Raw genomic sequence first — 21,667 nt, 5'->3', positions numbered from 1 at the left:
CCGCGCCCCCATTCACGCTTCCGTCTTTGCTTCCCGGTCGGCTTTCTGCTTGGCCTGCAGGCGTGCCAGCTGCTCCCGCAGGGCATCGTTTTCACGCCGCAGCGTTTCATTTTCCGTTCTCACCTTATCCTCAGCCAGCTTTGCCCTGGCGGCATCGGCAATATAATCCTGGATCTGGCTGCGCATATTCTCGGCGCTGCCGGTGCTCTTTTTGTATTCGTCCAGATAATCCATGGCGCAGAACACCGCCGCCTTGGTCACCGAAAGGTTTTCGTTGGTGTCCAGCAGCTTGGTGATATCCTCATCCAGCCGTTTGGCCAGAGAGGCGATATACTTTTCGGAATCCGTCGTTGCGATCGCATAGGGCGCGCCCGCAATGGTCACTCTCACTTTATTAACCATCGTATCCTCACTAATAATTACTCTGAGCGGAGTTTGTGGCCGAGTTTCCTGCCCCGGCGCACGCTTTTGCCCCCGCCGGGACAGCCGTTCACTTCTTATTATAATATAAATGCGTTCCAAGAGAAAGTGTTATTTTTGAATTTTTTGCATATTTACCAGAAAGATTGTGACAAAAATGTCAGTTACGGCAAAAATCGGCGTTTTTCCTTGCTTTTACGAATAGAACTGATTATAATGTTCTTGTTGTGGTAACAGGGAGAGGGAACGAGGAGAAATTCTCTGTTACGATATTTCAAAACAGCACAAGTGTGTGTGCGGATAGGAGTTCCTTATGACTACAAAAGAATTTGCAAAAATTCTTCAGGACAAGCTGACCAGCGAGTACGGCGTGGATCTGAGCGTTGCTTCCAAGCAGCAGATTTACCGCTCTCTTGCCCTGATCTGCCGTCAGATGATGAGTGAGAACCACAAGAAGTTCCAGTCCAAGGCCATTGGCACCGGTACCAAGCAGGTATACTACCTCTGCATGGAGTTCCTGATGGGCCGCAGCCTGAAGGTGAGCCTGTTCAACCTGGGTCTGGAAGATGTTGCCCAGAAGGTGCTGGCTGATGCCGACATCAACATCGAGGGCATCTTTGAGGAAGAGCCCGATGCAGGCCTGGGCAACGGCGGTCTGGGCCGTCTGGCTGCCTGCTATCTGGACGGCATGGCCACCACCGGCATCTGCGGCACCGGCTACTCCATCCTGTACGAGTACGGCATTTTCAAGCAGAAGATCGTGGACGGCTGGCAGCAGGAGCGCGCTGACAACTGGCTGCCCGGCGGTCAGGTCTGGCTGAAGAGCCACCCCGATCAGGCCATCGAGGTCCGCTTTGACGGCGAGATCCGCGAGAACTGGGATCACGGCTTCCACTATATCCAGCACACCAACTACAACAGCGTTATGGCTGTGCCCTCCGACATGTATGTGCAGGGCTACGACGGCAAGGGCGTTGCCAAGCTGCGCCTGTGGCAGGCCAAGGCTCCTGACTTTGATATGTCCAGCTTCTCTCTGGGCAACTACAACACTGCCATGAGCAAGAACGCCAGCGCCGAGCTGATCTCCAAGGTGCTGTACCCCAACGACAACCACATTGAGGGTAAGATCCTGCGCCTGCGCCAGCAGTACTTCCTCTCTGCCGCATCCATCGGCGATATCGTACAGAACCACCTGTCCACCTACGGCACGCTGGAGAATCTGGCCGACAAGGTCGCCATCCAGCTGAACGACACCCATCCCACGCTGGCCATCCCCGAGATGATGCGCATCCTGCTGGACGAGTGCGGCTTTGACTGGGATAAGGCCTTTGAGATCTGCCAGAAGGTCTTTGCCTACACCAACCACACCGTTATGGCCGAGGCTCTGGAGAAGTGGAACGTGGACATCTTCAAGATGACCCTGCCCCGCATCTACCAGATCGTGGTCGAGATGAACCGCCGTGCCCGCGAGGAGCTGGAGAAGGCATTCCCCGGCGACGAGGGCAAGATCAACTACATGGCTCTGATCGGCGACAACCAGGTCCGCATGGCAAACATCTGCGCCTACACCGCCAACAGCATCAACGGCGTGTCCAAGCTGCACAGCGAGATCATCAAGGAAAGCGTGTTCCACGATTACTACCTGTTCAAGCCACAGGCCTTCAAGAACGTGACCAACGGCATTGCTTACCGCCGCTGGCTGCTGGCCTCCAACCCTGAGCTGTGCAAACTGCTGGACGAGACCATCGGCGAGGAGTACAAACACGATGCTTCCAACCTCTCCAAGCTGAACAAGTATGCGGACGACAAGACCGTGCTGAAGCGCATCAACGAGATCAAGCTGGACAATAAGAAGAACTTTGCCGCCTATCTGGAGAAGAGCACCGGCCAGGTCATCGACCCCAACTCCATCTTCGACTGTCAGGTCAAGCGGATGCACGAGTACAAGCGTCAGCACCTGAACGCCCTGAACATCGCCGCTCAGTACCTGTACCTGAAGGAGAACCCCAACGCCGACTTCATCCCCAAGACCTATATCTTCGGCGCAAAGGCTGCCCCCGGCTACTACATGGCCAAGCAGATGATCCGGATGATCTGCAAGCTGGGCGACCTGATCAACAATGACCCCGCCGTCCGCGACAAGCTGCGCGTGGTCTATCTGGAAGAGTACTGCGTCTCCCTGAGCGAGCACCTGATGCCCGCCGCCGAGGTCTCTGAGCAGATCTCTCTGGCTGGCACCGAGGCTTCCGGTACCGGCAACATGAAGTTCATGCTGAACGGTGCCATCACGCTGGGTACGCTGGACGGCGCAAACGTTGAGATCGCCGATGCTGCCGGCAAGGAGAACGAGCTGATCTTCGGTATGCTGACCCCCGAGGTCAACAACCTCAAGCAGGTGGGCTACCACCCCAGCGCCTTCATCATGGGCGATGACGTGGCAAATGCCGCTCTGAACTTCCTGGAGCGCGGCTGGAACGGCGAGGACTTCCACGAGGTCACCGAGAACCTGCGCACCAGCGATCCTTATATGGTCATGGCCGACTTCAAGGATTACCGCCGTGCTCAGGCCGACCTGCAGCGCCTGTATGCTGACCGCGAGAAGTGGGCACAGATGAGCCTGAAGAACACCGCCAACAGCGGCATCTTCAGCGCAGACCGCTCTGTGCTGGATTACGCCCGCGATATCTGGCACGCTTCTGCTGTGAAGTAAACGGAAGGGTTTAGCACAAATATATCTCTGCCCCGGAGCCATTACGGAACCGGGGCTTTTTTTGAGAAAGGAACGACCCCACTTGTCTTGTCTGTTCAACAGTTTTGACCCCTATTTCAAGCAGCCCTTTGGTGCGGTGCGCGCCGGGCAGACTGTCCGGCTGTCGCTCTGCATCCCCGAAGAGCTGGGCTATGTAGACCCGCACCTTGTCCTGAAAAAAGAGGGCAAGTTCGATGTTCCCGTCTACTACCGGATGAACTTCGATGGCCAGACCCCCAGGCAGAACCACTTTTCCGTGGAAGTGCCTCTGAATGACCCGGGCCTCTACTTCTACTACTTCGACCTCTACACCGACTTCCGCCGCATCGTGCGCGGCCCCGACAACTGCGGTGTGATCAGCTGGCAGGATGGCGAAAGCTGGCAGATCACGGTCTATGAGCAGGACTTTGAGACCCCTGAAAGCATCAAGGGCAAGGTGTTCTATCAGATCTTCCCGGACCGCTTCTGCGAAGGGGTGGAGAACAAGCCCATGCCCTTTGCCGACCGCATCTATCAGGCCGACAAGCACGCCGAGCCCTTCTGGCAGCCCAACGAGGTGGGCGGCCACCTGAATGAGGATTATTTCGGCGGCGACCTCAAGGGCATCCAGCAAAAGCTCCCTTACCTGCACGAGATGGGGGTGGATTTTATCTACCTCAACCCCATCTTTGAGGCCCACTCCAACCACCGCTACAACACCGCCGACTACCTGAACGTGGACCCCCTGCTGGGCACCAATGAGGATTTTGAGGCACTGTGCACCGCCGCCCAGAAGTACGGCATCGGCATCGTGCTGGACGGCGTGTTCAGCCACACCGGCTCCGACAGCCGCTACTTCAACCGTGAGGGCCGCTATGGCGAGGGCGGCGCGTACCGGGACCCCAACTCCCCTTACCGCTGCTGGTACGATTTCGGCCCCCAGTACAAGGGCGGCTACCGCAGCTGGTGGGGCTTTGAGACCCTGCCCGAGGTCAACGAGGAGACCCCCTCCTATGTGGAGTTCATCACCGGCCCGGGCGGTGTCATCGACACCTGGCTGCGGCGCGGCGCGGCAGGCTTCCGGCTGGATGTAGCCGATGAGCTGCCCGACGAATTCATTGAGAAGGTGCGCGCCGCCGTCAAGCGGGTCAGTCCCGAAAAGTTCCTGCTGGGCGAGGTGTGGGAGGATGCCACCACCAAGTTCGGCTTCAACAAGCGCCGCACCTACCTGCTGGGCAAGGGTCTGGACAGCGTGATGAACTACCCCTTCAAGAACGCCGTGCTGGATTTCGTCAAGGGCAAGCCCGCCGAACAGGCCATGACGGAGATCCTGACCATCTGTGAGCATTACCCTGCCCCGGCCATGGACACCGCCCTGAACTTCCTCTCCACCCACGACACCGAGCGTGCCCTGACCGTGATCGCTGACGAGCCCGCCAATGGCCGGGGCCGCGCGTGGCAGAGCGGCCGCTGTGTGACCGGCGATGCCTACGAGGAAGGCCTGCTCCGCCTGCGGATGGCCTACGCCATCATCTACACCCTGCCGGGTGTGCCCTGCCTGTACTACGGCGACGAGATCGCCATGCAGGGCTACCGGGACCCCTTCAACCGGGCTTTCTTCCGGTGGGATGCCCACGAACAGCGCCTGCGCCCCGTGCTGGCACAGCTGGCACAGCTCCGCCACACCTGCGAGGCCTTCCGCACCGGCCAGCTGCGGGTCCTGCGTGCCGAGGACGGCATCCTGCACTACCAGCGGGTGGGCAAGGTGGAGACCGCGGAGATCATCATCAACCGCACCGAACATATCATCGTGGAGACCCTTGCCAGCGGCAAGAGCACCGAGGTGAACCCCATGGGCTTTACCATCGTGGTGGAAGAGGTGGGGCATAACCCGAACCACAGCTACTATGATTATGTATGACCGCATTTTGTTTTCTGCGCAACAATTCAGCAAAAATCTCTTGACCTTCCCCCAACCGGATGCTCTATAATAGGATCATAAGGAGGGATGTTCGATGTCCATTGACCCCATTTTCTGGCTCCTTGCCGCCGTCGGTTTCCTGGCGCTGGAGGGCATGACCTTCAGCATGGTATCCGTCTGGTTTGCGGCAGGCAGCGCGGCAGCCCTGCTCTGCTGCCTGTTCACCCACTCGTTCCGGGTACAGGCAGTGGTGTTCATTGCGGTCAGCGCGGTCTGCCTGCTGGCATTCAAGCCGCTGGCCAAACGGCTGCACAAGCAGCCCACCCCCACCAACGGTGACCGCGCCCTTGGCCGGGAAGCCCGGGTGCTGACCCCCGTTTCCGCCCAGCAGACGGGCCGGGTGCGGCTGGACGGCGTGGACTGGAGCGCCCGCTGCGCCACCCCCGGCGATACCCTAACCCCCGGGCAGGCCTGCCGGGTCACCGAGATCCACAGCACCCTGCTCATCGTGGAACCCATTCTGACCGAATCCATCACCCACTAAAAAAGGAGCGTCTCTATGCCTATCATGCTGTTCGTAATCCTCGCGCTCATCTTTGTCATCCTGCTCATCGTCGTCACCAACATCGTCATCGTGCCTCAGTCCATGGTGTACGTTGTGGAGCGTCTGGGCAGCTACTCCGACACCTGGTCGGCCGGCCTGCATGTCAAGATCCCGTTCATTGAGCGGATCGCCAAAAAGGTCAGCCTGAAGGAGCAGGTCGCGGACTTTCCTCCCCAGCCTGTGATCACCCGCGATAACGTTACCATGCAGATCGACACCGTGGTGTTCTTCCAGGTCATGGATGCCAAGCTCTACACCTACGGTGTCAACCAGCCCATCGCAGCCATCGAGAGCCTTTCCGCCACCACCCTGCGCAACATCATCGGTGAGATGGAGCTGGATCACACCCTGACCAGCCGCGATGTCATCAACGGCAAGATCACGGCCATCCTCGATGAAGCCACCGACAAGTGGGGCATCAAGGTCAACCGCGTGGAGGTCAAGAATATCATCCCGCCGCGCGAGATCCAGGAAGCCATGGAGAAGCAGATGAAGGCAGAGCGCGAAAAGCGCGCCGTCATCCTGAAGGCCGACGGTGAGAAGCAGGCTGCCATCACCGCTGCCGAGGGCGAAAAGGAAGCCGCCATCCTCCGTGCCGATGCCGTCAAGCAGCAGCGCATTCTCGAGGCTGAGGGCGAGGCGCAGGCCATTCTCGCCGTGCAGAAGGCCAACGCCGATGCCATCCGCCTGCTGAACGAGGCCATGCCCAACGACAAGGTGCTGGCTCTGCGCAGCCTGGAAGCACTGGCCAAGGTCGCCAACGGCAAGGCCACCAAGATCATCATCCCGTCGGAGCTGCAAAATCTGGGCGGCGTTGTGCCCAGCATCAAGGAGCTTCTGACCGACCCGAAAGAGGACTGATCCATGATCTACGATACCCTGAACAATCTCCCCAACTATCTGGGCCTGTGCAGCAGTCTGGACAGCGTCATCGAGTTCATCATGGCGCGGGATATCAACAACCTGCCCGCCGGGCGCACCCGCATCGATGGTGACAAGGCTGTGGTCATGGTGAGCACCGTGACCCCGCAGGCCAGCGACAAGGCCCCCTTTGTCCGGCACGACAACCACCTGACCCTTGAGACCGACCTTGAGGGCAGCGAGCTGTTTGAAGTGTCCCTGGGCGAGTTCAGCCCCACCCGGCCCGCTGACGAAGCCGCTGATACCACCGTGGGCACCGCCGGCACCAGCATTGCCGGAATGCTCTGCGAGGGCCGCTTTGCCCTCTATCTGGCCGGGGAGCCGTACAAATCCGGCTTGAAGGCCCAGGGCTGCGGCAAGCTGAAAAAAGCCGTGTTCACCATGGAGCTGGACCCGGACGAGGAAGACGAGACCGAGGCCGAATAATTCCTGAAAGCACGAACTCCACGCAGCGTAGGTTGCGTGGAGTTTTTTGTTGGGTTATACTTTGTAACAACAACCCCACCGCAATGACTGGGGGTTACTTCAGGAGGACAACACATGAACACATACGTCACCGGCAGTACCATCCGACAGCTGCGGGAAGCCAAGGGCCTGACCCAGGCAGAGCTTGCCGGAACGCTCTCTGTCAGCGCCAAGACCATTTCCAAGTGGGAGACCGCCAAGGGCCTGCCTGATATCTCCCTGCTGGAGCCTCTGGCTGCAGCTCTGGGAGTCAGTGTGCTGGAGCTGATGCAGGGAGAGCCCATCATCAACCGGAACCGGGCAGCCAACCTGCTGCGGAGCAAGCTCTACGTCTGTCCCCTCTGCGGCAATGTGCTCCACGCCACCGGACAGGCTGTGGTGAGCTGTTGCGGCATCGCCCTGCCTGCGCTGGACATCGCCGAAGCCGAAGATGCCGACGAGCATCATCAGCTGACCGTGGAGCGGGTGGAGGACGAGCTCTTCGTCACCCTGCACCACCCCATGGAGAAAAACCATTACATCTCGTTTCTGGCCTACCTCACCGGCGATAAGCTGCAGCTGGTCAAGCTCTACCCTGAGGGGGATGCCTCTGCCCGCTTCTCCCTGCGGGGCGCGGGTGTGCTTTACTTCTACTGCAACTGCCACGGCCTGATGAAGGCTCCGGATTTCCGCACCGCCACCCGGCGCACCTCGCCCCAGAAGATCCACCTGCGGGAGCCGGATGAGGGCGACCGGAAACAGGTCATGGCCTACCGGGAAGAATTTTTGGCCATCGGCTCCCGGATGGACGGCACCTCGGCTCTGGACAAATATGCCGACTTCGATGCCTGGCTGGCCCAACTCCGCAAGCTGAAAGACCCGGCCACAACCCCCGCCGGTCTCGTGCCCGCCACGGAGTATCTGGCTCTGGATGAGCATGAGCATCTGGTGGGCATGACCAACCTGCGCCACCGGCTCAATGATTACCTGCTGACCTACGGCGGGCACATCGGGTACAGCGTCCGCCCCTCGGAGCGGCAGAACGGCTACGCCACCCAGATGCTTCGCCTGACGCTGGAAAAGGCAAAAGAACGAGACATCGAAAAGGTGCGCATCTGCTGCGACCATTACAACGTCGCCTCAGCAAAGACCATCCGCGCCAACGGCGGCGTGCTGGAGGATGAGCAGTTCGATTCCTCCGATGGAACGCTGACACAGCGGTATTGGATACAGAATAAGTGAAAAGAGGCTGTTGCCAAACTCCTTCCGTCATCGCTCACGCGATGCCACCTCCCTCAATGAGGGAGGCTTTCACAGATTGCCATTACGTCAAGGCTCCCTCCAAGAGGGAGCTGGCGCGGCGAAACCGTGACTGAGGGAGTTGTCGGCAGCAGCCTTTCTCTATTTCAGCCCAGATGGAACATATCGATCAGCACCACGGCGGCCAGGCCATAGTAGACCACCACAGCCACCAGATCATTGATGGTGGTGATGAGCGGGCCGGAAGCCACGGCGGGGTCGATGTGGATCTTATGGAACAGCATGGGGATGACCGTGCCCACCAGGCTGGAGATCACCATGGCCACGACCAGAGATACGCCCACACAGCCCGAGAGCAGGAAGGCTTCACCCCAGGCGTAGGCCTTGAAGAAGTGGATGTAGCAGCCCAGGAAGCCCAGCGCCAGCACGGCCAGCAATGCACCGTTGGTCAGGCCCACCCGCATTTCCTTCCAGAGCAGCTGGAGCTTTTTGGCAGTGGTCAGGTTCTCGTCCACCAGCACACGGATGGTCACAGCCAGCGACTGGGTGCCCACATTGCCGGCCATATCCAGCACCATGGACTGGAAGCAGATGACGATGGGCAGCACCGCCACCACCGATTCAAACGCCCCCACCACCGAGGACACCAGCATCCCGAGGAACAGCAGGGCAATCAGCCAAGGCAGACGCTTTTTCACACTCTGGAACACACCCTCGTTCAGATCCTCTTCACTGGTCAAGCCGCCGAGTTTTGCGTAATCATCGCCCATCTCGTCGTCCACCAGCTCGACCACATCCGCCGAGGTGATGATGCCCAGCAGCTTCCCGCTGTCGTTCAGGACAGGGAGCGAGCGCTCGGCGTAGTCCACGATGCGGTCGATGCAGTCGCTGATCTTCTCGTGGTCGGTGACGTAGGGGTAGGAGCGTGCGATCAGCTTTTCCAGGCGCTCCTCCGCACGGGCCACGATGAGGTCTTTCAGGTCAATGGCACCATAAAAGTGCTCGTTCTCATCCACTACATACAGGGTGGAGATGTTATCGTTCTCGCCTGCCTGCTTCACCAGCTCACTCATGGCCTGCCGGATGGTCATATCTCTGCGGATGCAGATGTAGTTGGTGGTCATGCAGCTGCCGATCTCGTCCTCGTTATAGGAGAGCAGCAGCTTCACATCATCGGCGGCATCCTTGTCCAGCTGGTGGACGATCTTTACCTTATCGTCCTCTTCCAGGTCATCCAGAGCATCCACGGCATCATCCGAATCCATGTGGGAGATGACCCGGGCGGCCCGCTCGGGGTCCAGCTCCTTCAGGTAAGGCTCTGCATCGTCCAGATAGGAGAAGATCTCTGCCACCGTATCCACGCCCAGTACGGTGTACACCTTCTGGCGCTCCTCCGGTGTCAGGGCCGTCAGGGCATCGGCCAGGTCATTTTCATGGTAATCGGACAGCTTTTCAGCCAGCTCTGCCTGGGGCAGACCGCTGTGGATGATGTCCAGAATCTCCTGCACATAATTTTTCTTCTGCATGGTTTGGTCCCTCCGTTTCCCGTTTCCGGGCATAAAAAATACACCGCATCGGTCTGGTTACAACTCCTGCGGTGTACAAAGGGCATGCAGTTCAGGATGCGGCTAACACGTTTGCACGGCCCGCATCGCAGGAGAAGCGTTGTTTGGGGTGATCCGTATGGTCACTGGACATGGAAACAAACTCCTCCTTGGTGTAAGATTTTTCTTTCAGCCCCGTTATCATACTACGCCGGGCCGGATTTTTCAACCCCTTTTACAGTTTTTTTACCGGATTATTGCTATATTGCACAAAGAAGAGCTTACTTCTTATACTTTCCATACCATGCCACCGACACCCGCCAGGACACGGCATACAGGGCCAGCACTGCTGCCAGCACACCGACGATGGCAATGGCCGCGCCCGATTCCGGCACGGCATCCATCAGGACCATCCCGCCGCCCAGGGCAGCGCCCATTCCGGCAAACATCAGCATGTAGAGCATCCGCGCCTTTTCTGCGCCAAAACGGTAGTACAGCGGCAGCATGATCCCGTTTATCAGCAGGATGGAAGCTGCGCCCGCCCCCAGCAAAAGGCCGATCGGCATCGCAGGAAGCGGTTTTCCCATCCAGAACCGGATGCCGCAGAAAATTCCGTTCAGCGCCGCAGAGACCGCCGTGCAAAGCAGACCCACGAGATATTTTTCTGCTACCTGAAGTTCCTTGCTCAGCGGCAGGGCAAAGCTGTACTCCGTCCACCCGCTGGCGTGGTCGTAGGAAAGCAGGTAGGCGGGCATGATCCCCAGAAAAACAGCTGAATAATTCACCGCAAAGCTCGAATCCCCGGAAGTACTCAGGATCCAGATCGCCAGCACGGCCAGCACCGTGAGGTACATCATCCGCATATTTGTTTTGACTTGATACCAATCCTTCAACAGCAAACCTTTCATCGCACATTCTCCCCTTTCACCATCAAAACGAACAGTTCTTCGATGCTCACCGGTGTCAGGGTGCTGCCCGCCGGGACAAGTTCCCTCTTCACCAGTGCCTCGGCCCCGTAGGCTGTCACCCGACGGCTGACGATGGCGTTCTTATCCAGCTCCTCCAATTGCCCGGCAGTGCCGTGCCAGAGGGCGTACTCCTCCCGCAGCGTGTCCTTATCCTCACAGAGCAGGAGCCTGCCCTTGTGCAGGAACGCAATGGTATCGCAGAGCTTTTCCAGGTCGCTGACGATGTGGGACGAGATCAAAATTGCATGGTTCTCATCCCGCACAAAGTCCAGCAGCAGATCGATGAGCTCATCCCGCACCACAGGGTCCAGGCCACTGGTGGCTTCGTCCAACAGCAGCAGCTTGGGGTGATGAGAAAGCGCCACGGCAAGGCACTGCTTCATCTTCATGCCGGTGGAGTAATCGGCGTAGCGCTTTTTCTCCGGCAGGTCAAAGCGGCGGCACCAGTCGGCGTAGGCGGCGGCATCCCAATTGGGATAGATGCCGGCCATCACTTTCCCCACCTGCGGCGCGGTCAGGCAGGTGGGGATGCACTCGCCGCCCAGCACCACGCCGATATCGGCTTTGGCAAGCGGGGTGATCCCCTCCTGCCCGAACAGCTTCACAGTGCCAGCGTCCCCGTCGATCATGTCCAGGATCAGCTTAATGGTCGTGCTCTTGCCCGCGCCGTTCTCACCGATCAGCCCGCAGACTGTGCCGCCGGGCAGTTCCAGATCAATGGGCCCCAGCGTAAAATCCGGGTAGTGCTTTTCAAGGCCGTGCAGTTCTAATGCGTTCATGGTTCATTCCTCCCACAGCAATTCCAACATTTCGGTCAGTTCCTGTTTGGTCAGCCCGCAGGGAGCCGCCAGCCGGACGGCTTCCGTCAGGTGTGCTTCGATTTTTTTCAGGTTCTCTTCCCGGAGCAGCTCGGTGTTCTTCGCCGCCACGAAAAAGCCCTTGGCGGGCACGGCGTACAAAAAGCCCTCCTGTTCCAGCTCATCGTAGGCCCGCTTTGTAGTAATAACACTGATGCGCAGGTCCCGCGCCAGCCCCCGGATGGACGGCATAGCTTCCTCCGGCTGCAGTTCCCCGCTCAAAATCTGGTTCTTGATCTGGGTGTAGAGCTGCTCGTAGATGGGTGCACCGCTCTTGTTATCGATGAAGAGATTCATGTCTGCCGCCTCCGTTGCATCTGTATATTTACAGTATATACAGTAGATACACAGTTGTCAATAGGCAGACACAAAAAAAACAGCTCTCCCGTTGGACGGGAAAGCTGCTTTTTTCATCGGATCAGGCTCTGACTGTGGAGCGGCTTAGTAGGCCACGCCCCAGTAGACCATCTTGCTGGCGGGCTTGCCGCAGCAGGGGCAGACATCGCTGATGTGCTCCTGCTCGAAGGGCATGCAGCGGCTGGACAGGCCAGCCTCTTCCTTCATCTTCATCTCGCAGGCCAGGTCGCCGCACCACATGGTCTTGATGTAACCGGTGTTGGCCTTGGCCAGCTCCTTGACTTCCTCCATGGTGGTGGCTGCCCAGGTGCGCTTCTCGCGGTTGGCGAGGGCACGCTGGTACAGGTCCTTGCGCAGGGCCTCCAGCTGAGCCGGGATCGCGGTCTCCAGCTCATCCAGGCTCACGAAGATCTTTTCACGGGTGTCGCGGCGGACCAGCACGCACTGGTTCTTTTCCAGATCCTTGGGGCCGATCTCCAGGCGCAGGGGAACGCCCTTCATCTCCCACTGGGAGAACTTCCAGCCGGGGGCGTTGTCGCTGTCGTCCAACTTGACGCGGGCATACTTGCTGATCTTCTCAGCCAGCTCGGCGGCCTTCTCGGAAACGCCGGGCTTGTGGGCGGCGATGGGCACGACCACGACCTGGATGGGGGCCACTGCCGGGGGCAGGATCAGGCCGTCGTCATCGCCGTGGGTCATAATGATGGCACCCACCAGACGGGTGGAAACGCCCCAGCTGGTCTGGAACGGGTGATGCAGCTGGTTGTCGCGGCCGGTAAAGGTCACGTCGTAAGCCTTGCTGAACTTATCGCCGAAGTAATGGCTGGTGCCGCTCTGCAGGGCCTTGCCGTCCTTCATCATGGCTTCGATGGTATAGGTGGCCTCGGCACCGGCAAACTTCTCCTTATCGGTCTTGCGGCCCTTGACAACAGGGATGGCCAGATCCTGCTCGCAGACATCCGCGTAGCAGTTCAGCTGCTGCTGGGTCTCAGCCTCGGCCTCGGCGGCAGTCTCGTGGATGGTGTGGCCTTCCTGCCACCAGAACTCACGGCTGCGCAGGAAGGGACGGGTGGTCTTTTCCCAGCGCACCACGCTGCACCACTGGTTGTACTTCATGGGCAGCTCACGGTAGCTGTGCAGCACGCGGGACCAGTGGTCGCAGAACATGGTCTCGCTGGTGGGACGCACCGCCAGGCGCTCTTCCAGCTTGTCGGAGCCGCCCATCGTGACCCACGCCACCTCCGGCGCGAAGCCATTGACCAGCTCGCCTTCCTTCTGCAGCAGGCTCTCGGGGATCAGCACGGGCATGGCCACGTTCTCGTGGCCGGTTGCCTTGAACCGGGCATCCATGTCCTTCTGGATCAGCTCCCAGATGGCCTGACCATAGGGGCGCAGGATGATGAAGCCCTTGACACTGGAGTACTCCACCAGCTCTGCCTTGACGCAGATGTCGGTGTACCACTGTGCAAAGTTCTCTTCCTGGCTGGTGATCGCCTGCACAAGCTTCTTGTTGTCTTTTGCCATTTTGTTATATCCTCCTAAGCCGTGCGCCAAACGCCTGTGTTCCAGCCGTTCCGCACGAGCTCATATTAAAAGCCCCGCTGCAGTGCCGCCGTGTGCAGCGCTGCGGGTGCGGGGCCTTTTTGCAAAACTGTTATCAGCCCTTGTGGCTGTCCACAAATTCCACCACGTCGCCCACGGTGCGCAGATTCTCGATGGCATCGTCCGGCACCTCAATGCCAAACTCATCCTCCAGCGTCATCACCATGTCCACGATATCCAGGCTGTCGGCCTCGAAATCACTCATAATGTCGCTCTCCATCGTGATCTTAGCAGGGTCAATATCCAGCTGCTCTGCCAGCAGTGCACGGATCTTTTCAAAAGTATCCATCGTCGCGGTCTCCTTTTGTCAATGATTCTTTCTTCTCTGCCTGCACGCCCTCTCCGGCGCGCAAAAGCACTCTCTCTTTTTATATCCCATGGGCCGTATCTTGTCAAGCCCTGTTTTGCATTCCGGCCCTTTACGGGCAGAAAAAACCGATGAAAATTGCACAAAGCCCTCTTTTTTGCTTGACAGAAGCCCGTTTGATTCTTATGATTATATGTGACGAACCAAACCTCTCAGCCATGCTGCATCAGCATGGCCGCAGAGGTCCCGCCTGTAAAGGAGAATGCTCCATGAAATTGTCATTTACCAAGATGCAGGGCTGTGCCAATGATTACATCTATCTGGACTGCCGTGCATCCGGTGTGCCCGCAGACATTGCCGCGCTTGCACAGCGGCTCTCTGCCCGGCATTTTTCCGTGGGTGCGGACGGCATCATCTGCATCTGCGCCCCTGTGACCCCCGGGGCCGATGGCCGGATGCGCATTTTCAACGCGGACGGCAGCGAGGCCCAGATGTGCGGCAACGGCGTGCGCTGTGTGGCCGAGTGGCTCTACACCCACGGGGTGGAAAAGCCTGTCCTGACCATCGACACCAACAGCGGTGTCAAGCGCATCACCCGGCAGGGCGCACAGCTGTGGCAGGTGGAGATGGGCGCTTACAGCACCCTGCCGGCTGACCTGCCTGCCATCCACATGGGCGAAGGCCCGCTGGTGGATCAGCCGCTCACCGTAGAGGGAAAAGTGTGGAAGGTGACCTGCATCAGCGTGGGCAATCCCCACTGCGTGACCGTGGTGGAGGATGTGGACAGCCTGAAGCTGGAAGCCATCGGCCCGGCGTTCGAGCATCACGCCAACTTCCCGGAGCGCATCAACACCGAGTTCGTGCAGGTGGTGGATGCCGCCCACCTGAAGATGCGGGTGTGGGAACGCGGCAGCGGCGAGACCTGGGCCTGCGGCACCGGCACCTGCGCCACCGTGGCGGCTCTGACCGAGCTGGGCATCTGCCCCGCCGGGCAGGATATCCATGTGCAGCTGCGCGGCGGTGAGCTGGTCATCCGGGTGCTGCCGGGCAGGCAGCTGCTGATGACCGGCAGCGCTGTCACGGTGTACGAGGGAGTTGCGGAATTTTAACATCCTCGCCCTCTCCGTCATTGCTTTGCAATGCCACCTCTCCCAAAGGGAGAGGCAATTGCGGCTCAACGGTCAGCTTCTGCTGGCGTAGACGCTGCATCGGCTCTCCCTTTGGGAGAGCTGGACGCGAAGCGGCCTGAGAGGGCGGGCAATCTTATAAAGTGAGGGAACAACTTATGAAAATGAATCACCATTACGGCGAGCTGAAGGCAAGCTACCTGTTCGTGGACATTGCCCACAAGGTGGCCGCCTATCAGGAAGCACACCCCGAAAAGGAGATCATCCGCCTGGGCATCGGCGATGTGACCCAGCCTCTGGCAAAGTGCGTGGTCACCGCCATGCAGGATGCCGCCGCTGAGATGGGCACCAAGGAGGGCTTCCACGGCTACGGCCCTGAGCAGGGCTATCCGTTCCTGAAGCAGGCCATTCAGGGCTACTACGCAGGCCGCGGCACCCAGCTGGCTGAGGACGAGATCTTTATCTCCGACGGTGCCAAGAGCGACCTGGCCAATGTGCTGGGCCTGTTTGATGTGGACAACACCGTTCTGGTCCCGGACCCCGTTTACCCCACCTATGTGGACGACAACGTGACCGACGGCCGCAAGATCATTTACGGCCGCACCAGCCAGGAGAACGGCTTCCTGGGGATGCCCGATGACAGCGTGAAGGCTGACATCATCTACATCTGCAGCCCCAACAACCCCACCGGTGCCGCCTACACCCGCGAGCAGCTCAAGGCCTGGGTGGACTACGCCAAAAAGAACAACGCCGTTATCCTGTACGATGCCGCCTACGAGTGCTTCATCACCGATTCCGCTCTGGCACGCAGCATCTTTGAGGTGGAGGGTGCCCGCGAGTGCGCCATTGAGATCTGCTCCTTCTCCAAGATCGCAGGCTTCACCGGCACCCGCTGCGGCTACACCATCGTGCCCCACGAGCTGGAGCGCGAGGGCATGAACCTGAACAAGCTGTGGCTGCGCCGCCAGACCACCAAGTTCAACGGCGTACCCTACGTCGTTCAGCGCGCTGCTGCCGCCGTGTTCACCGAGAGCGGCATGGCTGAGATCCAGGCCAACCTCGATTACTACCGCCAGAACGCCAAGGTCATTGCCGACGCGCTGGATGCCTGCGGCGTATGGTACTGCGGCGGCAAGAACAGCCCCTACATCTGGCTGCGCTGCCCCGGCGGCATGAAGAGTTGGGAATTCTTCGACTGGCTGCTGGAGAACTGCGGCGTGGTCGGCACCCCGGGTGTCGGATTTGGTGAGTGCGGCGAGGGCTACTTCCGCCTGACCGCCTTCGGCGATGCCGAAAAGACCAAGGTCGCCGCCCAGCGCATCAAGGCCGCCATCCAGGCCCTGTAAACTTACACAACAAGCAAAAAGGCGATGCAGTTTTGAACAGCTGCATCGCCTTTTTCTTTTATTTCCGGCCCGTCAGCCGGTTGAGCAGCATCACTGCCAGAACAATGATGCCGATGACAAGGATGATGCCGACCATCCCGATCAGCATCATCGGCAGCGTGGTCATCCACGAAGTAAGATGAAGCATGCGATCACCTCCGTTAAGCCATCAGGGTCAGGATCAGGCCGCCTGCAATGACGGACGCGATCTGTCCCGAAACATTGACGCTGATGGAATACATCAGCAGGAAATTCTGGTTGTCCTCTTCCAGGCCCATCTTGTTGACCACACGGCCGCTCATGGGGAAGGCCGAGATACCGGCCGCGCCGATCATGGGATTCAGCTTTTTGCCCTCCGGCCGGAAAAGGTTCAGCAGCTTTGCAAACAGCACGCCGCCTGCCGTATCAAAGACGAAGGCCACCAGGCCCAGTGCAAGGATGAGCAGGGTGTCGGGCCGCACGAACTTGTCGGCGGTCATCTGCCCGGCAACGGTCAGGCCCAGCACGATGGTGATAAGGTTTGCCAGCACATTCTGGGCGGTTTCGCTCAGCGCATTCAGCACCCCGCACTCCCGCAGCAGGTTGCCGAACATCAAAAAGCCCACCAGCGCCACACTGGCCGGAGCCACCATGCCTGCAATGATCGTGACCACGATGGGAAACAGGATTTTGGTCAGCTGGGAAACACTGCCCTTTTCATAGGACATCCGGATGCGGCGCTCCTTCTGCGTGGTCAGCAGCCGGATCACGGGCGGCTGCACGATGGGCACCAGCGCCATGTAGCTGTAGGCTGCCACCATGATGGCACCGAGGTACTGGGAGTTGAGCGTGTTGGCCACGAAAATGGCGGTGGGGCCGTCTGCCGCACCGATGACAGCGATGGAGGCAGCATCCTTCAGGTCAAAGAAGAAGCCCGCCAGAAACAGGGTGAAAAAGATGCCGAACTGGGCCGCCGCGCCAAAGAGCATCAGCCACGGCTTTTCCAGCAGCGGGCCAAAATCGATCATGGCACCGATGCCGATGAAGAGCAACAGCGGGAACAGCTCGTTGGACATGCCCGCTTCAAACAATGCAGAGATGGGGCCGACCGTATCCCCCTGCGTGATGGCACCCGAGAGGGGCAGGTTGACCAGAATGGCACCAAAGCCCATGGGCAGCAGCAGGCTCGGCTCCATCTTTTTGGCAATGGCAAGGTAGATGAGCAGCGCACCGATGCCCCACATCACCACCATCTGCCAGGTCAGATTCCCAAAATTGGAAAAGAGACTGGCGAATGTGTTCAGAAGATCCATATTTATTTTTCCTCCTTGTGTTCCTGTGCCGGGCAAGAAAAAAGAGACCCCTGCCACAGCACTCTGTCTGTGACAAAAGTCTCAAGCCAACACATGACATCGGGCATTTCTGCCGTGATGACGCTGCCATGCAGCACCCCGCAGGCCCTGCGGAATGCCCTTTACTCCCTTTTATCGTCTCTTATTAAATCAGAATGCAGTCCCCCCTGTCAAGGGGTTCCTGCATTTCTTTGCCAAACTTTGCTTCAGCGCTCAAACGTTGTGCTGAGGGTGGTCTCCCAGGTCTGGCCGGGGGCAAGGCAAGCGGCAGCGGCGCGCTGGCTCCACTCCTGGGTATCGGTCTGGGCACCGGGCAGGGAGTGCCACGGCTCAATGCAGACAAAGCGCACTGGCTTTGCCGGAGCCGACCAGATGAGGGTGTAGGGGTAGCCCTCCACATTGCAGACGATCCCCTTGCCGGTGTCCTTTTCGTAGATGCCCAGCGTGCGGCTGCGCAGACCGGCCATGCAGAAGCTGTCGTTCTCAAACAGATCGTCTGTCAGGGGGATGCTCTGCTCGTTCTTCCACCGGTAACCGCACTTGCCGGTCAGCAGACCGTTGGGGTAAGCGTCCAGGATCATCGGGCTCTCCGGCTGGTCGAAGCGGAACTCGTAATCGGTGGTGGTGTGCTTGTCATCAAAGGGGATGCGGAACGCCGGGTGGTAGCCGATGCCGAACTGCAGCTCCTCGGCGGCATCGGCAGGGTTGGTGACGGTCAGGGTGTGGTGCACCGTCCTGCCCTCCAGCTGGAAGGTGCTGGTCAGAATAAAATCAAACGGGAAGCGCTCTGCCTTGCTCTTTTCATCCGAGCGCAGCTCCAGCCGGATGGTGTCACCCTCGGCGCAGAGCAGGGTGTGCTCCACGTCCCGGGCAAAGCCGTGCTGACCGCCGGGGTAGGTCTTGCCCTTATGGGTAAAGGCCCCGCCGGTCAGCTTGCCCGTCCAGGGGAAAAGGATGGGGGCATGGCGCTTCCAGACAGCCGGGTCGGCCTGCCAGAGCATCTCCTGCCCGGCGGCATTTTTCAGGCTGACTGCTTCGGCACCATGGGTATCCACGGTCAGGGTCAGAAATTCGTTGTGAATGGTTGCCTGCATGATTCATCTCTCCTTTTTATCTGTTGACGATGTGCTCGCCGTTTCCTTCCAGCCAGGTGCGCAGGTTCCGGGTGGTAATGTCCATCAGGTTCTGCAAAGCCTCCCGGGTCGTCCACGCAATGTGCGGTGTGAGGATGGCGTGGGGTTCTGCCCGCAGGGGGCTTTCCTGAGGCAGAGGCTCGGTGACAAAGGCATCAGCCCCGTAAAAGCCCAGCTGACCGCTGTGGAGAGCCGCTGCCACGGCCTCCTCATCCACCAGCGCGCCCCGGGCCGTGTTGAGCAGAATGGCCCCGGGCTTCATCTTCGCCAGCGCCTCCGCGTTGACAAGGCCCCGGGTCTGGGGCGTGGCCGGGCAGTGCAGGCTGAGGATATCGCACCGCCTCAGCAGGGTATCATAATCCACGAACTCCACACCGTCGGCGGCGTATTCGGGCCGGACGGTGCGGGTACAGACCAGCACCTCCATGCCAAAGGCTCTGGCAATGCGGGCCGACTGCCGCCCGATGCTGCCATAGCCGTAAACGCCATAGGTCTTGCCGTAGAGCTCCATCTGGGGCAGCAGGCCGATGCTCTCCGGGATATCCAGCTGCCAGCACCCCTGCTTGACGGCACGGTTGTAGCGCTCCGCGCACTGGCAGATGGCCAGCAGCAGGCTGAAGGTCATCTGGGCCACGCTGTAAGTGGAATAGCCCGGCACATTGGCCACTGCAACGCCGTGGCGGCGGCAGGCTTCCAGATCCAGGTTGTCGGTGCCCGTGGCAATGATGCCCACCCATTTCAGGTTCGGGCACTGCTGTAAGATCTCCTCATCCATGCGGCACTTGTTCAGCAGAACGATGTCCGCATCTCCAATGCGGGGGGCGATCTCCTCGTAGGCCGTGCGGACGTAGCTGGTGGTATCGGGCACCAGCGCCTTTACCCCCGACCAGTCGAGGTCGCCTTCCTCCATGACATAGCTTTCCAGAATGACAGCTTTCATCTCAGTCCTCCAACAAAACGTCCTCGCTCAGCACCTGACCGATGGGCTTTGCAATGCACAGGTCGGCCTGCGCATCGGCCCCGGTGGGCTGCATATTGATGACCACCAGATGGCGGCCCCGGAAGTACCGGATGAGCCCCGCCGCCGGGTAGACCACCAGACTGGTGCCGCCGATGATGAGGGTATCCGCCTTGCGGATGGCGGACACGGCCCCGGAGAGCACCTCCTCGTCCAGCCCTTCCTCGTACAGGACGACATCCGGCTTGACGATGCCGCCGCACTTGGGGCAGCGGGGCACGCCGGTACTGTTGGCAATGAAGTCCACATCGTAGAACGCGCCGCACTTCACGCAGTAGTTGCGCAGGGTGCTGCCGTGGAGCTCGTAAACGGTCTTAGACCCCGCAGCCTGATGCAGGCCGTCGATGTTCTGGGTGACGATGGCTTTCAGCCTGCCCTCCCGCTCCAGCTTTGCCAGCCGCAGGTGGGCAGCGTTGGGCTTTGCCCCCTTCACAATGAGCTTATCCCGGTAGAACCGGTAGAATTCCTCGGGGTTCTCCTCCCAGAAGGTGTGGCTCAGGATGGTCTCGGGCGGGTAATCGTACTTCTGGTGGTACAGGCCGTCCACGCTGCGGAAATCGGGGATGCCGCTTTCGGTGGAGACCCCCGCGCCGCCAAAAAAGACGATGCGGTCGCTCCCGGCAATGATTTTTTCCAGTGCAGGAACCATAAAAGAAACGCTTCCTTTCCGGCAGATCGTTGTGTTTTGGATAGCTCCAGTATAACACAAATCCAGCGGAAGGGAAGCGTTTCTTTTTTTGATGGGATCGTCCCCTTGCTCAGCGCCCGTTTTCGGCAAACAGGGTCCCCAGCGCATCCAGCAGATCATGCGGGAGCATCCCGGTTTCCCCGTGCAGGGCAGCGGCACGGTCGGCAGCTGCACCGTGGAGATAAACGGCACAGGCAGCGGCCTCAAAGGCAGGCAGGCCGCAGGCCAGCAGGGCACTGGTCATGCCCGCCAGCACATCCCCGCTGCCGCCCCGGGAAAGCCCCGGGTTGCCGGTGGGATTGACCGCGCAGCGGCCATCCGGCCCTGCAATGACGGTGTGCGCCCCCTTCAGCACCACCACAGCATTCCATGCTTTCGCATAGCGCAGCGCCGTGCTTTCCCGGTCCGCATTGATCTCTGCCGCAGAGTGTCCGGTCAGCCGGGCCATCTCGCCGGGGTGGGGCGTTAAAATCAGTTCTCCTTGAGGGTGAGGCATTTTTTCCGTTTGGAGCAGGTCAGCGGCCGCGTTCAGGCCGTCCGCATCCAGCACCGCACTGCCGGAAAAGCCGGGCAGGAGCGTTTTCACCAGCGCCCGGGTCTCGGCGGCACGGGCCGCGCTCTGGGCCGTATAACCCAGCCCGGGGCCAACCAGCAGGACCGAAGCCTTCTGCCGCCGGATATGCTCAATATTTTGGGGCGAGATGCCGCCCCCTGCCCCCGCCTCGCAGGGGCAGAGGCAGCACTCAGGCAGGCGTGCGGCCACCGCCGCCAGCACCGGCTCCACACTTGCCAGCGTAACGATGCCGGCTCCGGTGCGCAGGGCACCTTCCACGGCCAGCGCCGCCGCGCCCCGATAGGACGCACTGCCCGCCACCGCCAGCACGGAGCCAAAGGTTCCTTTATGCGCGTCCCGGGGGCGGGGCTGGATGGCCTGCCAGACAAAATCAGAAGTTGTTTCAAACATAGGCGGCTCCTTTCGGGTGAGATTTCGCCCTCTCAGTCAAAGCCTTACGGCTTTGCCAGCTCCCCCAAAGGGGGAGCCTATTGCGGGT

Annotated in this window: 21 protein-coding genes; 8 read left to right on the top strand and 13 right to left on the bottom strand. The window is 59.8% G+C overall.

The genetic code is table 11. The features are described 5' to 3' along the window. Window positions 1-12: 12 nt before the first annotated feature. Complete coding sequence (gene zapA, locus ACKXGA_RS00395) at window positions 13-402, bottom strand: cell division protein ZapA (protein ID WP_005932333.1); 390 nt, start codon at window positions 400-402, stop codon at window positions 13-15. Between the two features lie 331 nt (window positions 403-733). Between zapA and ACKXGA_RS00390 the strand changes: the two genes are divergently transcribed. From ACKXGA_RS00390 to ACKXGA_RS00365, 6 genes are all read left to right on the top strand, one after another. Beyond that, window positions 734-3,130, top strand: coding sequence for a glycogen/starch/alpha-glucan phosphorylase (locus ACKXGA_RS00390; protein ID WP_097770628.1), 2,397 nt, complete (start codon window positions 734-736; stop codon window positions 3,128-3,130). A gap of 82 nt (window positions 3,131-3,212) precedes the next feature. Beyond that, window positions 3,213-5,069 carry a glycoside hydrolase family 13 protein gene (locus ACKXGA_RS00385; RefSeq protein ID WP_423729822.1) on the top strand — a complete coding sequence of 619 codons (1,857 nt, stop codon included), beginning with the start codon at window positions 3,213-3,215 and terminating at the stop codon, window positions 5,067-5,069. Window positions 5,070-5,163: 94 nt separating this feature from the next. Next, window positions 5,164-5,613: an NfeD family protein gene (locus ACKXGA_RS00380; RefSeq protein WP_097770625.1), complete on the top strand. Its 450-nt coding sequence runs from the start codon at window positions 5,164-5,166 to the stop codon at window positions 5,611-5,613. Window positions 5,614-5,628: 15 nt separating this feature from the next. After that, window positions 5,629-6,534, top strand: coding sequence for an SPFH domain-containing protein (locus ACKXGA_RS00375; protein ID WP_005932322.1), 906 nt, complete (start codon window positions 5,629-5,631; stop codon window positions 6,532-6,534). A 3-nt stretch (window positions 6,535-6,537) separates the two neighbouring features. Beyond that, window positions 6,538-7,020 (top strand): YhcH/YjgK/YiaL family protein, encoded by a 483-nt coding sequence (locus tag ACKXGA_RS00370; RefSeq protein WP_097770624.1) that lies wholly within the window; start codon window positions 6,538-6,540, stop codon window positions 7,018-7,020. Window positions 7,021-7,134: 114 nt separating this feature from the next. Further along, window positions 7,135-8,280, top strand: a complete 1,146-nt coding sequence (locus tag ACKXGA_RS00365) for a GNAT family N-acetyltransferase (protein WP_423729821.1) — start codon at window positions 7,135-7,137, stop codon at window positions 8,278-8,280. Window positions 8,281-8,444: 164 nt separating this feature from the next. Here ACKXGA_RS00365 and mgtE read toward each other — a convergent pair whose 3' ends face one another. The 6 genes from mgtE to acpP all read right to left on the bottom strand — a co-directional run bounded on the left by mgtE (window position 8,445) and on the right by acpP (window position 13,915). Then, the gene (mgtE, locus tag ACKXGA_RS00360; protein WP_423729820.1) at window positions 8,445-9,824 is read right to left on the bottom strand and encodes a magnesium transporter; all 1,380 of its coding nucleotides are present in this window, start codon (window positions 9,822-9,824) and stop codon (window positions 8,445-8,447) included. A 299-nt stretch (window positions 9,825-10,123) separates the two neighbouring features. Continuing rightward, window positions 10,124-10,750, bottom strand: coding sequence for an ABC-2 transporter permease (locus ACKXGA_RS00355; protein WP_423729819.1), 627 nt, complete (start codon window positions 10,748-10,750; stop codon window positions 10,124-10,126). Continuing rightward, window positions 10,747-11,589, bottom strand: a complete 843-nt coding sequence (locus ACKXGA_RS00350) for an ABC transporter ATP-binding protein (RefSeq protein ID WP_423729818.1) — start codon at window positions 11,587-11,589, stop codon at window positions 10,747-10,749. The genes ACKXGA_RS00355 and ACKXGA_RS00350 overlap by 4 nt, the downstream gene beginning before the upstream one ends. 3 nt (window positions 11,590-11,592) lie before the next feature. Next, window positions 11,593-11,964 carry a GntR family transcriptional regulator gene (locus ACKXGA_RS00345; RefSeq protein WP_005932304.1) on the bottom strand — a complete coding sequence of 124 codons (372 nt, stop codon included), beginning with the start codon at window positions 11,962-11,964 and terminating at the stop codon, window positions 11,593-11,595. A 144-nt stretch (window positions 11,965-12,108) separates the two neighbouring features. Then, window positions 12,109-13,548: a proline--tRNA ligase gene (gene proS / locus ACKXGA_RS00340; RefSeq protein ID WP_156061526.1), complete on the bottom strand. Its 1,440-nt coding sequence runs from the start codon at window positions 13,546-13,548 to the stop codon at window positions 12,109-12,111. A gap of 133 nt (window positions 13,549-13,681) precedes the next feature. Beyond that, window positions 13,682-13,915, bottom strand: coding sequence for an acyl carrier protein (acpP, locus tag ACKXGA_RS00335; RefSeq protein ID WP_005932296.1), 234 nt, complete (start codon window positions 13,913-13,915; stop codon window positions 13,682-13,684). 287 nt (window positions 13,916-14,202) lie between these two features. Between acpP and dapF the strand changes: the two genes are divergently transcribed. Further along, window positions 14,203-15,042 carry a diaminopimelate epimerase gene (dapF, locus tag ACKXGA_RS00330; RefSeq protein WP_423729817.1) on the top strand — a complete coding sequence of 280 codons (840 nt, stop codon included), beginning with the start codon at window positions 14,203-14,205 and terminating at the stop codon, window positions 15,040-15,042. A gap of 176 nt (window positions 15,043-15,218) precedes the next feature. Then, window positions 15,219-16,406, top strand: a complete 1,188-nt coding sequence (locus ACKXGA_RS00325; protein WP_423729816.1) for an LL-diaminopimelate aminotransferase — start codon at window positions 15,219-15,221, stop codon at window positions 16,404-16,406. A 58-nt stretch (window positions 16,407-16,464) separates the two neighbouring features. On the opposite strand, the gene ACKXGA_RS00320 is transcribed toward ACKXGA_RS00325, so the two are convergent. The 6 genes from ACKXGA_RS00320 to ACKXGA_RS00295 form a co-directional block, all read right to left on the bottom strand. Continuing rightward, a complete protein-coding gene (locus tag ACKXGA_RS00320) occupies window positions 16,465-16,593 on the bottom strand; it encodes an oxaloacetate decarboxylase (RefSeq protein ID WP_097770616.1) in 129 nt (42 codons plus the stop codon). A 13-nt stretch (window positions 16,594-16,606) separates the two neighbouring features. Beyond that, window positions 16,607-17,737, bottom strand: coding sequence for a sodium ion-translocating decarboxylase subunit beta (locus ACKXGA_RS00315; protein ID WP_097770615.1), 1,131 nt, complete (start codon window positions 17,735-17,737; stop codon window positions 16,607-16,609). Between the two features lie 245 nt (window positions 17,738-17,982). Beyond that, window positions 17,983-18,870: an aldose 1-epimerase family protein gene (locus ACKXGA_RS00310; protein ID WP_423729815.1), complete on the bottom strand. Its 888-nt coding sequence runs from the start codon at window positions 18,868-18,870 to the stop codon at window positions 17,983-17,985. Between the two features lie 16 nt (window positions 18,871-18,886). Beyond that, window positions 18,887-19,849: a D-2-hydroxyacid dehydrogenase gene (locus ACKXGA_RS00305; RefSeq protein ID WP_349175476.1), complete on the bottom strand. Its 963-nt coding sequence runs from the start codon at window positions 19,847-19,849 to the stop codon at window positions 18,887-18,889. Between the two features lies 1 nt (window position 19,850). After that, complete coding sequence (locus ACKXGA_RS00300) at window positions 19,851-20,576, bottom strand: NAD-dependent protein deacylase (protein WP_423729814.1); 726 nt, start codon at window positions 20,574-20,576, stop codon at window positions 19,851-19,853. A gap of 109 nt (window positions 20,577-20,685) precedes the next feature. Beyond that, complete coding sequence (locus tag ACKXGA_RS00295) at window positions 20,686-21,579, bottom strand: NAD(P)H-hydrate dehydratase (protein ID WP_423729813.1); 894 nt, start codon at window positions 21,577-21,579, stop codon at window positions 20,686-20,688. Between the last annotated feature and the right edge of the window lie 88 nt (window positions 21,580-21,667).

It is taken from the genome of Faecalibacterium hominis (ex Afrizal et al. 2022) (genome assembly GCF_049545105.1).
Classification (GTDB): Bacteria; Bacillota; Clostridia; order Oscillospirales; family Ruminococcaceae; genus Faecalibacterium; species Faecalibacterium duncaniae.
The sequence above is the reverse complement of the archived record's forward strand: the minus strand, read 5'-3'. Positions and strand labels throughout refer to the sequence as shown.

Coding starts and splice junctions, on each gene's coding strand:
- zapA (WP_005932333.1), bottom strand. CDS start 402: ATGGTTAATAAAGTGAGAGTGACCATTGCGGGCGCGCCCTATGCGATC.
- ACKXGA_RS00390 (WP_097770628.1), top strand. CDS start 734: ATGACTACAAAAGAATTTGCAAAAATTCTTCAGGACAAGCTGACCAGC.
- ACKXGA_RS00380 (WP_097770625.1), top strand. CDS start 5,164: ATGTCCATTGACCCCATTTTCTGGCTCCTTGCCGCCGTCGGTTTCCTG.
- ACKXGA_RS00375 (WP_005932322.1), top strand. CDS start 5,629: ATGCCTATCATGCTGTTCGTAATCCTCGCGCTCATCTTTGTCATCCTG.
- ACKXGA_RS00370 (WP_097770624.1), top strand. CDS start 6,538: ATGATCTACGATACCCTGAACAATCTCCCCAACTATCTGGGCCTGTGC.
- ACKXGA_RS00365 (WP_423729821.1), top strand. CDS start 7,135: ATGAACACATACGTCACCGGCAGTACCATCCGACAGCTGCGGGAAGCC.
- mgtE (WP_423729820.1), bottom strand. CDS start 9,824: ATGCAGAAGAAAAATTATGTGCAGGAGATTCTGGACATCATCCACAGC.
- ACKXGA_RS00355 (WP_423729819.1), bottom strand. CDS start 10,750: ATGAAAGGTTTGCTGTTGAAGGATTGGTATCAAGTCAAAACAAATATG.
- ACKXGA_RS00350 (WP_423729818.1), bottom strand. CDS start 11,589: ATGAACGCATTAGAACTGCACGGCCTTGAAAAGCACTACCCGGATTTT.
- ACKXGA_RS00345 (WP_005932304.1), bottom strand. CDS start 11,964: ATGAATCTCTTCATCGATAACAAGAGCGGTGCACCCATCTACGAGCAG.
- proS (WP_156061526.1), bottom strand. CDS start 13,548: ATGGCAAAAGACAACAAGAAGCTTGTGCAGGCGATCACCAGCCAGGAA.
- acpP (WP_005932296.1), bottom strand. CDS start 13,915: ATGGATACTTTTGAAAAGATCCGTGCACTGCTGGCAGAGCAGCTGGAT.
- dapF (WP_423729817.1), top strand. CDS start 14,203: ATGAAATTGTCATTTACCAAGATGCAGGGCTGTGCCAATGATTACATC.
- ACKXGA_RS00325 (WP_423729816.1), top strand. CDS start 15,219: ATGAAAATGAATCACCATTACGGCGAGCTGAAGGCAAGCTACCTGTTC.
- ACKXGA_RS00320 (WP_097770616.1), bottom strand. CDS start 16,593: ATGCTTCATCTTACTTCGTGGATGACCACGCTGCCGATGATGCTGATC.
- ACKXGA_RS00315 (WP_097770615.1), bottom strand. CDS start 17,737: ATGGATCTTCTGAACACATTCGCCAGTCTCTTTTCCAATTTTGGGAAT.
- ACKXGA_RS00310 (WP_423729815.1), bottom strand. CDS start 18,870: ATGCAGGCAACCATTCACAACGAATTTCTGACCCTGACCGTGGATACC.
- ACKXGA_RS00305 (WP_349175476.1), bottom strand. CDS start 19,849: ATGAAAGCTGTCATTCTGGAAAGCTATGTCATGGAGGAAGGCGACCTC.
- ACKXGA_RS00300 (WP_423729814.1), bottom strand. CDS start 20,576: ATGGTTCCTGCACTGGAAAAAATCATTGCCGGGAGCGACCGCATCGTC.
- ACKXGA_RS00295 (WP_423729813.1), bottom strand. CDS start 21,579: ATGTTTGAAACAACTTCTGATTTTGTCTGGCAGGCCATCCAGCCCCGC.